Genomic DNA, 12,691 nt, shown 5'->3' with positions numbered 1-12,691 from the left:
GTCGGCAGGCTGTCGAATCGCTCTGTTCATGAAACTATTCGTATTTTACCAATGAGAACAAAGCAAGAACTTTCTCGTTCAGAAAGCGCAACTGGCGCAGCGCCGCGCTTTCCGCTATTCGGCTAAAATGCTCAGCGTCCTCATCGAAACCAGGAACGACGAAGAAGGCCTTGCCCGCACGCTGGCCTCGTTGATCGGCGGCGCGGTCGAGGGCGTCGTGCGCGACGTCATCGTCTGCGACACCGGCTCGACCGACCAGACGCATCGCGTCGCCGAGCATGCCGGCTGCCACCTCGTGGCCGGCGGCATCGCAACGGGCATCGGCCAGGCCAAGGGCGACTGGCTGCTGCTTCTGGAACCCGGCGCCCGGCTCGCCGAAGGCTGGATCGACGACGTCGTCGCTCACGCGGCGAGGCAGACGATGCCGGCGCGTTTTTCACGCGCCCGCGGCAATCGCATGCCGTTTCTGGTCCGGGTTTTTTCGGGCAACCGGGCTCTGGAGGAAGGGCTTGTCATCAGCAAGCGCCAGGCCACGGTGCTGGCGAAAAGCGCCCGCAGCGCCGAAGCTCTGGCGCGCGGCCTCGCCACCAGAAGGCTGAATGCCGAAATCTGGGTGGCGCCGCCGAAGTGAGCGCATGCCCTCCTTCTCTCCAGAAGGCGAGAAGATAGAAGAGGTCGCCAAACTTTTGCCGGCCCATTCTATTGTGCATTGCACAAAAAACTGCGGTGAATTAGCATCTGCTTGAAGCGGGACAATCGGGATTGGGTGACGATGAAGCGGCAGACGGCTGGCGCTTCGATGGACGCCATGCATACGAGGAACCCGATGAACCTTGGTACTCCAGATAATTCAGGCGCGGCCAACCTCGAGGCGATCGCCCGCAATGGCAGCCTGTTCAGGCGCATCGCCGTGCGCATCCCGACCTATCTGAAAGATCTACGCGAAAATCCGGCCTGGCTGCCGATGTTCGTGCTGGCGCGCACCATGCCGGGGCGCCGCATGCACTGGCTAGGCGCCAGACGCGTCCGCCCGCTCGACAATGCGGGAGAGACGATGTTTGCCGGAGTCGATCGCGAGGCGGTGGTCGCGGCGCTTCGCTCCGATGGACTGTTTTCGGGGTTCACGCTGCCGCCGGCGATCCATGAGGAGATCGCCGTTTTTGCGCAACGCACGCCCTGTTTCGGCAATTTCGACCGCCGTCTCGAATTCATGCCGGGCGACCATGCCGAGGCGGAGAAGCGTTTCGGCCGCTCGCTGCTCAGCGGGCATTATTTCGAACGCATTCTCGATTGCCCGGCGGCGCTTGCCATCCAGCGGGATCCGCTGCTCCTCGAGGTCGCGCAGCACTATCTCGGCGGCCAGGCGAAACTGATCACGACGCGCGTGTGGTGGAGCTTTCCGACCGGCAAGGCCTCGGATGCCGACAAGAATCTCGCCTCGCTCGGCAAATACCATTTCGATCTCGACGATTGGCGGATGCTGAAATTCTTCTTCTATCTGGTGCCGGTCGACGCCGGCACCGGCCCGCATGTCTATGTCCGCGGCAGCCACAGGCGCCGCGCGCTCAAGCACCAGCTCACGCTTCTGGTCGGCCACCCCGCGGAAGACGTGCTGGACGTCTACGGTCCGGAAAGCCCTGTGACGCTGACGGGCGAGGCGGGCCTCGGCTTCGTCGAGGATCCGTTCGGCTTCCATATGGGAACGGTGCCGACGCATACGCCGCGGCTGATGATGGAAATCGGCTTCGGCGTCTCGCGGCCGTCGCGCCGCCGCTTCCACGGCGAGCCGGTCATCCGCTGAGCCGGACGGGGCCGCTACTCCAGCTTGCCGCCGCGCCTGAGGTGCTCGTCCAGCCGCGGCATGATCTCGACGAAGTTGCAGGGCATGTGCCGGTAGTCGAGCTGCGCCTTGATGATGCCGTCCCAAGCATCCTTGCACGCGCCGGGCGAGCCCGGCAGCACGAAGATAAAGGTGGCGTTGACGACGCCGCCGGTCGCCCGGCTCTGGATCGTCGATGTGCCGATCTTGTCATAGGAAATCCGGTGGAAGACTTCCGAAAAGCCGTCCATGCGCTTTTCGAAAATCGGCTCCAGCGCGTCCGGCGTGACGTCTCGCCCCGTGAAGCCGGTGCCGCCCGTGGTGATGACGACGTCCACCGTTTCATCCTTCGACCAGGCGAGCACTTTTTCGCGGATCTTCTCGCGGTCGTCGGTCACGATGTCGCGAGTGGCCAATACATGGCCAGCCTCTGCGATGCGGTCGGCCAATATCTGCCCCGATTTGTCCTCGGCTAGGCTGCGCGTGTCGGAAACGGTCAGCACCGCGATGCGCACCGGGATGAAGGGGCGGCTTTCGTTGGCCATCAGTCGGTCTCCATGCTGCGCGTCGCGGCCACGAACCAACCGGGATGGCGGCGGCGGATGTCGATCGCCGCGCGCTTGGCGACATTGCCAGTCTCGAACAGGCCGAAGCAGGTAGCGCCGGAGCCCGACATGCGGGCAAAGGCGGCTCCCGCTTTCTTCAGCGCCTTGAGCGCATCGCCGATCGCCGGTTGGATGGCGCGAGCGGCAGGTTCGAGATCGTTCCGCGTCGTGTCCAGCCAATTGCGTATGCCGTGAAAATCGAGGCGGGCGGGCAGCGGCGGCAATGCCTCATTGTCAGGTTTGGAAAGCGCTTTGAACACTTCGGATGTCGAAACGGCCACGCCCGGGTTGACGAGGACCAGCGCCAGCGCCGGAAACTCCGTCAGCGGCGAAAGTGCATCGCCAATGCCGCGCGCAAGGAGCGGCCTTGCCTTGAGGCACATCGGGAGATCGGCGCCGAGCGTCAGCCCGATCCGCGCCAGCCCCGCCTCCCCGATGTCGAGCTTCCAGAGGCGCGAAAGGCCGTTGAGCGCCGCCGCCGCGTCGCTCGAGCCGCCGCCGACGCCGGAAGCGACCGGCAGGTTCTTTTCCAGCCGGATGGCGACTGGTGGCGTCTGTTGCGCGCCGGCTTCCCGCCGCAGCGCGTCGCGCGCTTTGAGTACCAGATTGTCGCCATCGATTGGCACGCCGGCGGCGAAGGGGCCAGACACCGAAAACGCATCGTCTTGCGCCAGCTCGATCTCGAGCCGGTCGCCGAAGCGCGTGAACACGGCAAGGCTATCGAGCAGGTGGTAACCGTCGGCGCGCCGTCCGGTGACGTGCAGCGCGAGGTTGATCTTGGCAGGCGCAAGCCATGTCTGGGACTTGGCCTCTGCCTCCAGAATGTCGGCTGCTGGCGAGATGGTGTTCAGTCCTTGGCCAGACGGTACTCGCCGGTCTTCGGATCCTTGACCAGCGTTCCCATCGTGCCGTTGGCCGCCTGCTTCTCGGTGCGCCGGATCTTGGCCGTCACGCGCTCGGCCTCGCGTACGAAAGCGCGATAACCGAAATAGGCGGCGGCGCCGACGACAACGAAGAAAATGATCTGCGGCATCTCACAACTCCTCCCGCGTTCTCGCGGCAAGGCCGGCCGGATGGGTCGGTCAAGCGGCCATGCTAGACGCAATCATGGCTTTTTCAAAGCCCGAAGCGCGCCCACAGCGCGCGCTCTTCCGCCGCATCGATGACGCCGCTGGCCGCGGCCGCGGCGATGTCCGGCGCCGAAAAACGCGATCCGAACAAGCCGAAACGGCCGAAAAGCCCGCGCGGCGCGGTGATCAGCCTGAGCTGCGTCTTTTCGCCGAAACGGGTCTTGAGCACGCTGCGCATGTCGCCCAGCGCATCGACGAGGCCGAGCTCGAGACCCTTTTTGGCGGTCCAGAACAGTCCGGTGAACAGATCCGGGTCGTCCTTGAGCTTGGTGCCGCGCCGTTCCTTGACGAGATCGATGAAGGTCTCGTGCACTTCGAGCTGCAAGGCTTTCAGCCGCTCGACGTCTTCCCTCTTTTCCGGCTTGAAGGGGTCGAGTACGGCCTTGTTCTGGCCCGCGGTGTGGACGCGCCGCTCGATGCCGATCTTCTTCATCAGCTCCGGGAAGCCGAAGGAGGCGGAGACGACGCCGATCGAGCCAACGATCGAGGAAGGGTCGGCGAATATCTCGTCACCGGCGATTGCGATCATGTAGCCGCCGGAGGCCGCCACATCCTCGACGAAGACGAGCACTCGTCTGTCCTTCTCTGCCGCCAGGTCGCGGATGCGCTTGAAGATCAGCCGCGACTGCACCGGCGAGCCGCCCGGCGAGTTGATCGAAATCGCAACCGCCGGCGCGTCGAAGCCGAACGCCTTCTCGATGAGCCCGGCCGTCGAGGCGAGCGACAGGCTTGGCCGGAACTGGCCGCCGCCGGGCATGATCGTGCCATGCAGCCGGATGACCGGAATGGTGACGACTGTCGAGCGCCAGGATTTCGGCAGCAGGCGGTTGAAGAAGCGTTTCACGAAAGCTTGTCTCCACAAGAGATGCTAGAGCAAGGTCAGACCTCATCCTTGCTCCCGGGCATGTAGGAATTCGCCGCGCAACGGCAATGCCGCATCGCCGGCCTCTGATCAATCGCCGAACAGCGACGCCAGCCCGTTGTTGATCATTTCGGTCCGCTCCGTCGGCTCGTTGCCGGATGCGCCGTGCAAGGTGAGCGGAGGCCGGATCGACAGTTTTCCGCGCGCGCCGAGCACCGCCCTGACGACGATGCGGATCGCCGCCGCGTCTGGGCGTGGGTGCACGCAGAGCATCTCGGCATCGCCGAAGCGGCCTTCCATCGCATCCACGATGGCGACAAGCTGCTCCGGCCGCGCAATCGCCGCCAGTCCGCCGCGCGGCTTGACGACGGCGGCCGCACTTCTGATCCAGCGCTCGAACAGGCCGTCCTCCGCGACATGCGCTTCTCTGCGCAGCGCGTCCGGCGTTGCGCGGTCTTGCGCCGCGTTGAAGGGCGGGTTCATGACGACGAAGTCGAACGAATTGTCGGCAAGTCCGGCTCCGTGCCGTGCCCGTCCCGCAAGCGTGACGTCGGCCTTAAGCACCGAGGCGCGGTCGCCGAGATGCGCGTTCCCGGGGTGGGCAAGCGTGGCCGCGGCAAAGGCCGCCATCTCCGCGGAACGCTCGACCAGAACCGCGTGTGCCAAAGGGCAGCGCGACAGCACAGCGAGCGTCGCCGCACCGGCGCCCGCGCCGAAATCGGCGAGCCGGCCGGAAAAGCCGGATGGGACGGCAGCCGCCAGCATCATGGCGTCCATGCCGGCACGGTGGCCTTGTCGCGGCTGCACCAGCCAGAAGCGCCCGCGATGGAAGGCGTCGACCGTGTGGGCCGGCGTGTCCGGGGCGAGGGCGGTTGATGCTGCCATTATTGCCGGCGGATCTCGTTCTCGATGCCGGCATCCTTCAGGATGCGCCGTGCGGCATCGGCTTTCTCGGCATCGACCATGACGCGCCTGGGCAGGATGCCGATCGATCCGTCGAGCACGCTCATGTTCTGGTCGGCGACGAAGCAGGCGATGCCGGCGTCGCGCATGAGCGATTCGACGAAGGAGATGAGGACGGCGTCGTTGGTGCGGACAAGCTCGATCATGGAATGAAAATCGCAGGTTGCGGCGCTCATGTAAACGCCGGGGCCGCCCAGCGCCAGCCAAACCGCGCCAATTCGCCTCTTGCCGTGCGCGGTTGTGCCGACCTAGAGTCCCACCGGGACCAGGGTGTTGTCGGGCGCGTCAATGAGACGGGAGTGATCGTGGTGGGTGTCGTTCTGAATATCGAAGGCAAGCGGGAACCTGCTTCCATCCAGGATCTCATCGACCTGACGGCAGCCGACATGGGACGGGTCAACGAGCTGATCCTGTCGAAGGCCGGCTCCGACGTCGAGATGATCCCGGAGGTCGCCAACCACCTGATCTCGTCCGGCGGCAAGCGGCTGCGGCCGATGCTGACGCTCGCCGCCGCCCAGATGTTCGGCTATGCGGGCGAGGGGCACGTCAAGCTCGCCACCGCAGTCGAATTCATGCACACCGCGACGCTGCTCCACGATGACGTCGTCGACGAGAGCGCGCTTCGCCGCGGCAAGAAGACGGCGCGCATGATCTGGGGCAACCAGGCGAGCGTGCTGGTCGGCGACTTCCTGCTCGGCCAGGCTTTTCGCATGATGGTCGAAGTTGGCTCGCTGGAGGCTCTCGACATCCTGTCGAGCGCCGCCTCCATCATCGCCGAGGGCGAGGTGATGCAGCTTGCGGCTGCCAAGAATCTGGAGACCACCGAGGACGAGCACTTCGCCGTCATCAAGGCCAAGACCGCCGCCCTGTTCTCGGCCGCCGCCGAGGTCGGTCCGGTGATCGCGCTCGCTTCCCGCACCGACCGGGCGGCTCTGCGCTCCTATGGCATGAATCTCGGCCTTGCCTTCCAGCTCATAGACGACGCGCTGGACTATGGCGGCTCCAGCAAGGACCTCGGCAAGAATGTCGGCGACGATTTCCGCGAGGGCAAGGTGACGCTGCCGGTGATCCTCGCCTATCGGCGGGGCACCAAGGCCGAGCGCACCTTCTGGAAGCGCGCCATCGAGGAAAATGCCGCCGACGATGCCGGGCTCGAAAAGGCGATCGGTCTGATGACCCGCCATGGCGCCATCGCCGATACGATCGGTCGCGCCCGTCACTTCGGCGAGATCGCCCGCGACGCGCTCGCGCCGCTGGAGGCGACGCCGCAGAAATCGGCGCTGATCGACGTCATCGATTTCTGCATCAGCCGCGTCAACTGAGCGCCTGTCGGTTCTCCTTGGCATCGCCTGGCGTCCGCCGGGCGGGCGCATGTGATTCCGCTCTGGCCGTCTCGACAAACGGCAGCTCAGCAAATTATCTATAAAACATGGCCACCACAGAGGACACGATCGCCGTCCGCATCAGCAAGGAACTGGCGGACCGCATCATTTCGGGCGTTATCGAGCCCGGATCGCGGCTGCGCCAGGACCATGTCGCCGAGGAATTCGGCACCAGCCACGTGCCGGTGCGCGAGGCCTTCCGCCGCCTCGAGGCGCAAGGTCTGGCGATCAGCGAGCCGCGCCGCGGCGTGCGTGTGGCCGCTTTCGACCTCGGCGAGGTCAGGGAAGTGGCCGAGATGCGCGCGGCGCTCGAAGTGCTGGCGCTGCGCCACGCCGCGCCGCATCTGACGCCGGCGATCCTCGACCGCGCCGAGGAGGCGACCAAGGCGGGCGACAAATCCCGCGATGTCCGCTCCTGGGAGGAGGCCAATCGCACCTTCCACCGCTTGATCTTGACGCCCTGCAACATGCCGCGCCTGCTTTCCACCATCGACGACCTGCATGCCGCAAGCGCGCGTTTCCTGTTCGCCGCCTGGCGCTCCGAATGGGAGACCCGCACCGATCAGGATCACCGGGCGATCCTGAGCGCGCTGAGGCAAGGCAACACGGAATCGGCCGCCGCCACGCTCGGCCGGCATGTGCAATGGATCGGCCAAAAACCGGTCAAGACCGCTTCCGGCAGGACTCGCGACGCCTTCGCCATCGTCGGCTAACGCGAGAACACAGACACAGCTGCCTTTCTGCGCTCCGTAGCAGTCAAATGTCGGTTTGGGTGCCCCAATGCCCGGTGAATGGCTGAGCCTCATTGCTCCTGCGATCTGCCTCCGCAAGGCAGCGCTTGCCATCTCCGCAAAAATGTGGATTCGATAATAGATCGATTGCAGGAATTATCTATAATTTCAACTCAACCAGGGACCACCTCACCGTGACAAACATCGCCGTTTCGACCCGCCAGTCTTCCTTCAGCCCGCTCCAACTGCACAGCCGCTCCGTTGCCTGGCAGTTCGGCGCCGTCGTCCTCGGCTCGCTGTTCCTGGCGCTGTCGTCCTACATCGAGGTGCCGATGGTGCCGGTTCCGGTGACCATGCAGACCTTCGCGGTGACGCTGGTCGGTGCGCTCTATGGCTGGCGCTTCGGCGCGCTCACCATCGCGGCCTGGCTGGTCGAGGGTGCCGCCGGCTTCCCGGTTCTGGCCGGCGGTGCGGCCGGCGTGCAGCATTTTATGGGCCCGACCGGCGGCTATCTCTTCTCCTTCCCGATCGTCGGTGCGATCGTCGGCTGGCTGGCCGAGCGCGGCTGGAACGGCAATCGGGTGATGCTTGCCTTCGCCGCCATGCTCATCGGCAATCTTCTGTGCCTGGTTCTCGGCACGGCCTGGCTTGCCGCCATGATCGGCGCCGAGAAGGCCATCACCTTCGGCTTCCTGCCCTTCATTGTCGGCGGCCTCCTGAAGTCGGCGCTGGGCGCCGCAACGCTGAAGCTCTTTTCCACCTATCGGGCCGAACCGCGCGACCGCTCGTCAAAGACGCAATGACCGTCAGGCTGCGCGCCCATCATCTGCTCTGCCTGCTGACCTATGTCGGCAAAGGCTACTCGCCCGCTTTCACCGCCAATTACGACAAGGTGGTGAAGCGGCTGGGCGACGGCGAGGCGGTCCTGATCGTGTCGGGGCCGGACGACATCTGCACCCCGATGCTGGTCGAGCCCGAGCCGCACTGCCTGGGCGAAGGCGCCGCCGAGCGCGACGGGCTCGCGGCGCGCGACGTCGGCGCTCTCCTCGGCCGGTCCGTCCAGGCCGGCGACCGGCTCGTGTTGGATGCCTCTAGCCTGGCGCCGATGCGCAAGGCGTTTTCCTCCGGCCTGACGCGTCAGGCGTGCTCGGGCTGCGAATGGTCCAACCTGTGCAGCGCGGTTGCCCTCAGCGGATTCCAAGATACGCGTCTTTAGGCGGCGCTGTCTGCGGCTTCCCGCGCCGGACTTTTTTGGACGCACGCCGTATTTTTTAAGCCGATGATTGCATTGTGATTCGCTGCGGATTGAAGCCTGACCCCAAAAAGGCCATGCTTTGTCGGGAAAACATCGACTCTGTGGGCGGTCCGCCAAGGGGGGATCGCGTCTGGCTGAAAGGGATACAATGCGGCAAGGACGTGCGCGCTGGCTGACGAGGCTGGCATTTTTAACGGGTGTGGCGCTGTCGGTGCTGCCTGCCCATGCCAAGGAAAACTCCCAACCGGTCCAGATCACGTCCTTTTCGGGCGCCTATCTTGCCGCCCATATTGCCGAAAGCGACAACGATCTCGACAATGCCATCGCCTATTACAAGCAGGCGCTGGCCTTTGCCCCCAATGACACCGAGCTGCAGCAGAGCCTCATGCTGGCGCTGGTCGCCCAGGGCCGCTTCGAGGAATCGCTGGTCTATGCCGACAAGCTCAAGGAAGTTCCCGATGTCGAGCGCTTCTCGCGTCTGGCGCTTGCGGTCGATTCCTTCCACAAGAAGGACTACGCCAAGGCTCAGTACTGGCTGAAGCTGTCGCTCGAATCCGATCTCGACCGGCTGCTCTCCGGCGTCATGGACGGTTGGGCCAAGGAAGGCGCGGGCGATGCCTCCGAGGCGATGGCTTCGATCGATAAGCTGAAGGGGCCGGACTGGTTCGGCCTGTTCAAGTCCTTCCATCGCGCCCTCATCGCCGACGCCGCCGGCCTTTCCCCCAAGGCCGATGAGATCTACGCCGCCACCCTGGCCGATACCGCCGCCGGCGGCTCCGCGCCCGAGACGTGGATGCGCAATGCCCAGGCCTATGCCTCGTTCCTCGCCCGCAAGGGCGACAAGACAAAGGCGATGGCGGTGCTGAACCAGGCCGAAGCCTTCGCGCCTGGCAAGCTCGAAATCACCACGCTGCGCGACAGGATCAGCAAGGGCGACAAGATCGAGCCCCTGGTCGCTACCCCGGCCGACGGGGCCTCGGAAATCCTGCTCGACCTCGCCACCGCGCTCAACCGTGGCGGCGGCGAGCCTTTCGTGAGGCTCTATCTGCAATATGCGCTGGCGCTGAAGCCGGACAGCGACGCCGCCCTCGTGCAGCTCGCCGCCGTCGCCGAGCAGCTGAAGGACGGCGAAGGCGCGATCGCGCTCTATCGGCGTATTCCGGCCTCCTCGCCATTGAAGGAGCTTTCTGAGCTGCAGCTTGGCCTGAACCTTGCCGACATCGACCGTCACGACGAAGCCATCGCGCATCTCAAGGGCTATGTCGATGCGCACCCGACCGACATGCGCGGCTACCTGGCGCTTGGCGGCGTCTACTCCTCGAAGGAGGACTACCGTTCGGCTGCCAATCTCTACGACAAGGCGGTCGAACAGTTGAAGACGCCGGCCGCCGCCAACTGGAACATCTTCTACCAGCGCGGCATCGCCTATGAGCGGCTGAAGGAATGGCCGAAGGCCGAGCCCAATTTCCGCAAGGCTCTGGAGCTGCAGCCCGACCAGCCGCAGGTTCTGAACTATCTCGGCTATTCCTGGGTCGACATGAACATGAACCTCAAGGAAGGCCTGGCGATGATCCAGAAGGCCGTGGATCTCAGGCCAAGCGACGGCTACATCGTCGACTCGCTTGGCTGGGCCTATTACCGCCTCGGCCGCTTCGACGACGCCGTGCGCGAAATGGAGCGCGCCGTATCGCTGAAGCCCGAGGATCCGGTTCTCAATGACCATCTGGGCGACGCCTATTGGCGCGTCGGCCGCAAGCTGGAAGCGACCTTCCAGTGGACCCAGGCACGCGACCTGAAGCCGGACCCGGATGTGCTCGCCACCTTGCAGCAGAAGCTGCTGAAGGGCCTGCCGCCGATCGAGTCCAACACGGCGCAGGAAACGCCGAAGGTGAAACCGGTCCCGCCCGCGGCGCCGAAGGGCTGAGGCGCACAATTCTGCAGTTTGGCGGGGCCCTTTTGGGCCCCGCAACGTTTTCAAAACATCTTGCGGTAGACGACGAACCCCGAGCGCTCGCCGATCCTGTCATAGAGCTGCATGGCGGTGTGGTTGGTCTCATGCGTCAGCCAGTAGACGCGACCCGAGCCCGCGGCTTTGGCGCGCTCGTAAACGCCTTCGATCAGCGCCCGGCCGACGCCTTGGCCGCGCGCGGCTTGTGAGGTGAAGAGATCCTGCAGATAGCAGTTCGGCGCGATCGCCGTGGTCGAGCGGTGGTAGAGATAATGGACGAGGCCGAGAAGCTTGCCGTCGCGCTCGGCCACCAGAGCATGCACCGGCTCGTAAGCGTCGAAGAAGCGCGACCAGGTCATCTGGGTGATCTCGCCGGCAAGCGCGGTCTCGCCCGAGCGGCCGTAGAATTCGTTGTAGCCGTCCCAGAGCGGCAGCCACTGCTCGTAGTCCTGCTGGGTGACGGGGCGGACAGTGAGTTGACCAGGCATGGCGGGAACCTTTGTCGTTGCGGCTCACCGAAGCAAACGGCCCGCGTGAGCGGCCTTCAATGGGCCAGCCGCCGGCAAAGCGTTCAACCTCTCCTCGATGCGGCGCCGTGCCTTGACGCTTGCCGGCCCGGCAACTAGGGAAAGCCCACTCCCAGCGCTTTCCGAGGCCGCCGTGACCGTCGAGATCCCTGCCCACATGCATCCCAGCCGCTCCTTCCAGGGGCTGATCCTGACCTTGCACAACTACTGGGCAGCTTACGGCTGCGTCATCCTGCAGCCCTACGACATGGAAGTCGGCGCCGGCACCTTCCACCCCGCCACCACTTTGCGCGCGCTCGGCCCGTTGCGCTGGAACGCGGCTTACGTGCAGCCGTCGCGCCGGCCGAAGGACGGCCGCTACGGCGAGAACCCGAACCGGCTGCAGCATTACTATCAATATCAGGTGATCCTGAAGCCGAACCCGCCGAACCTGCAGGAGCTCTATCTCGGATCGCTGGAAGCCATCGGCGTCGATCCGCTGCTGCATGACATCCGCTTCGTCGAGGACGATTGGGAAAGCCCGACGCTGGGTGCCTGGGGCCTCGGCTGGGAGTGCTGGTGCGACGGCATGGAAGTGTCGCAGTTCACCTATTTCCAGCAGGTCTGCGGCATCGAATGCGCGCCGGTGGCGGGCGAGCTCACCTATGGGCTCGAGCGCCTCGCCATGTATGTGCAGGGCGTCGACAATGTCTATGACTTGAATTTCAACGGCCGCGAGGGGCCTGAGAAGGTCACCTACGGCGACGTGTTCCTGCAGGCCGAGCAGGAATATTCGCGCCACAACTTCGAATTCGCCAACACGGCGATGCTGCTTCGGCATTTCGAGGACGCCGAAGCCGAGTGCAAGGCGCTGCTCGCCGCCGGCGCGCCGGCGTCGAACGACAATTCGTCGATGCACCGTCTGGTTTTCCCCGCCTATGACCAGTGCATCAAGGCCAGCCACGTCTTCAATCTGCTTGACGCCCGCGGCGTGATTTCCGTGACCGAGCGCCAGAGCTACATTCTGCGCGTGCGCAACCTTGCCAAGGCTTGCGGAGAGGCGTTCCTGCAGACGCGCGCGGGCGGCCTGGCGACTTAGCCCAAAGTCACGCTGGCGATCTCGGCGGCGGCTGCCATCGGCAACGTGATCTGGACTGTCGCGGCATCGATCGTGCGCAGTGCCTGTCGCACGCCCGGCATCGAGAATGTGCCATGCATCTGGGCGGCGAAGCAGGCGCTCAGTGCCAGGACCTGCAGGATTCTCGATGCCGTCTTCATGATCGTTCAGCCAATAGTTCTCCGTCTGAGCGTTGGTCGCTTCAGCACTGCGTTTGGTTCATGGGGTGTCTGTTCTTATGACGGGTGGGCTCGCGTCGTCCCGACAAAGAACTGAAAATTTCCTGAAATAGCTCGAACTGCCGACCGGCAGGCAGGGTGACAGGCGCGAGCCGAGTTGCTATGCGCCCTCTACCTCCCCCTTGATGGGGGAG

General features: G+C 64.8%; 16 protein-coding genes. 8 read left to right on the top strand and 8 right to left on the bottom strand.

The genetic code is table 11. The features are described from left to right. The first annotated feature begins 127 nt into the window (after positions 1-127). Positions 128-631 carry a glycosyltransferase gene (locus CK215_RS06710; protein WP_095827074.1) on the top strand — a complete coding sequence of 168 codons (504 nt, stop codon included), beginning with the start codon at positions 128-130 and terminating at the stop codon, positions 629-631. Between the two features lie 195 nt (positions 632-826). Next, on the top strand, positions 827-1,801 hold the full coding sequence (locus CK215_RS06705; RefSeq protein WP_095830603.1) for a hypothetical protein: 975 nt from the start codon (positions 827-829) through the stop codon (positions 1,799-1,801). Positions 1,802-1,815: 14 nt separating this feature from the next. Here the strand turns inward: CK215_RS06705 and moaB are convergent, their stop codons facing one another. The 6 genes from moaB to CK215_RS06675 all read right to left on the bottom strand — a co-directional run bounded on the left by moaB (position 1,816) and on the right by CK215_RS06675 (position 5,525). Continuing rightward, positions 1,816-2,364 carry a molybdenum cofactor biosynthesis protein B gene (moaB, locus tag CK215_RS06700; protein ID WP_095830458.1) on the bottom strand — a complete coding sequence of 183 codons (549 nt, stop codon included), beginning with the start codon at positions 2,362-2,364 and terminating at the stop codon, positions 1,816-1,818. Further along, positions 2,364-3,245, bottom strand: a complete 882-nt coding sequence (locus CK215_RS06695) for a 4-(cytidine 5'-diphospho)-2-C-methyl-D-erythritol kinase (protein ID WP_095830457.1) — start codon at positions 3,243-3,245, stop codon at positions 2,364-2,366. Before CK215_RS06695 ends, moaB begins: the two co-directional genes overlap by 1 nt. Positions 3,246-3,271: 26 nt before the next feature. Further along, on the bottom strand, positions 3,272-3,457 hold the full coding sequence (locus tag CK215_RS06690) for a hypothetical protein (protein WP_066999017.1): 186 nt from the start codon (positions 3,455-3,457) through the stop codon (positions 3,272-3,274). Between the two features lie 83 nt (positions 3,458-3,540). Beyond that, complete coding sequence (locus CK215_RS06685) at positions 3,541-4,398, bottom strand: S49 family peptidase (RefSeq protein ID WP_066999014.1); 858 nt, start codon at positions 4,396-4,398, stop codon at positions 3,541-3,543. A gap of 108 nt (positions 4,399-4,506) precedes the next feature. Next, entirely contained in the window at positions 4,507-5,301 is a 795-nt protein-coding gene (locus CK215_RS06680) for a methyltransferase (protein WP_170950241.1), read from the bottom strand. Further along, a complete protein-coding gene (locus CK215_RS06675) occupies positions 5,301-5,525 on the bottom strand; it encodes a DUF2007 domain-containing protein (protein ID WP_066999078.1) in 225 nt (74 codons plus the stop codon). Before CK215_RS06675 ends, CK215_RS06680 begins: the two co-directional genes overlap by 1 nt. A gap of 162 nt (positions 5,526-5,687) precedes the next feature. On the opposite strand from CK215_RS06675, the gene CK215_RS06670 reads away from it, so the two are divergent. The 5 genes from CK215_RS06670 to CK215_RS06650 all read left to right on the top strand — a co-directional run bounded on the left by CK215_RS06670 (position 5,688) and on the right by CK215_RS06650 (position 10,671). Continuing rightward, the gene (locus tag CK215_RS06670) at positions 5,688-6,701 is read left to right on the top strand and encodes a polyprenyl synthetase family protein (RefSeq protein ID WP_066999009.1); all 1,014 of its coding nucleotides are present in this window, start codon (positions 5,688-5,690) and stop codon (positions 6,699-6,701) included. A 107-nt stretch (positions 6,702-6,808) separates the two neighbouring features. After that, positions 6,809-7,474 carry a GntR family transcriptional regulator gene (locus CK215_RS06665; protein WP_066999005.1) on the top strand — a complete coding sequence of 222 codons (666 nt, stop codon included), beginning with the start codon at positions 6,809-6,811 and terminating at the stop codon, positions 7,472-7,474. A 212-nt stretch (positions 7,475-7,686) separates the two neighbouring features. Next, positions 7,687-8,295, top strand: coding sequence for a biotin transporter BioY (locus tag CK215_RS06660; protein WP_095830456.1), 609 nt, complete (start codon positions 7,687-7,689; stop codon positions 8,293-8,295). Beyond that, the gene (locus CK215_RS06655; RefSeq protein ID WP_066999000.1) at positions 8,292-8,708 is read left to right on the top strand and encodes a DUF1284 domain-containing protein; all 417 of its coding nucleotides are present in this window, start codon (positions 8,292-8,294) and stop codon (positions 8,706-8,708) included. Before CK215_RS06660 ends, CK215_RS06655 begins: the two co-directional genes overlap by 4 nt. Before the next feature lie 187 nt (positions 8,709-8,895). Next, complete coding sequence (locus tag CK215_RS06650; protein ID WP_095830455.1) at positions 8,896-10,671, top strand: tetratricopeptide repeat protein; 1,776 nt, start codon at positions 8,896-8,898, stop codon at positions 10,669-10,671. A gap of 50 nt (positions 10,672-10,721) precedes the next feature. Here the strand turns inward: CK215_RS06650 and CK215_RS06645 are convergent, their stop codons facing one another. After that, entirely contained in the window at positions 10,722-11,183 is a 462-nt protein-coding gene (locus tag CK215_RS06645) for a GNAT family N-acetyltransferase (RefSeq protein ID WP_066998995.1), read from the bottom strand. Positions 11,184-11,355: 172 nt separating this feature from the next. On the opposite strand from CK215_RS06645, the gene CK215_RS06640 reads away from it, so the two are divergent. Then, entirely contained in the window at positions 11,356-12,300 is a 945-nt protein-coding gene (locus CK215_RS06640; RefSeq protein WP_082954005.1) for a glycine--tRNA ligase subunit alpha, read from the top strand. Here the strand turns inward: CK215_RS06640 and CK215_RS06635 are convergent. Beyond that, the gene (locus CK215_RS06635) at positions 12,297-12,479 is read right to left on the bottom strand and encodes a hypothetical protein (protein WP_095776214.1); all 183 of its coding nucleotides are present in this window, start codon (positions 12,477-12,479) and stop codon (positions 12,297-12,299) included. The genes CK215_RS06640 and CK215_RS06635 overlap by 4 nt on opposite strands. Positions 12,480-12,691: the final 212 nt, after the last annotated feature.

Source organism: Mesorhizobium sp. WSM3864 (assembly GCF_002294955.1).
GTDB lineage: Bacteria > Pseudomonadota > Alphaproteobacteria > Rhizobiales > Rhizobiaceae > Mesorhizobium.
Note: the sequence above shows the minus strand (reverse complement) of the source record. Positions and strands in the feature narration are given on the sequence as shown.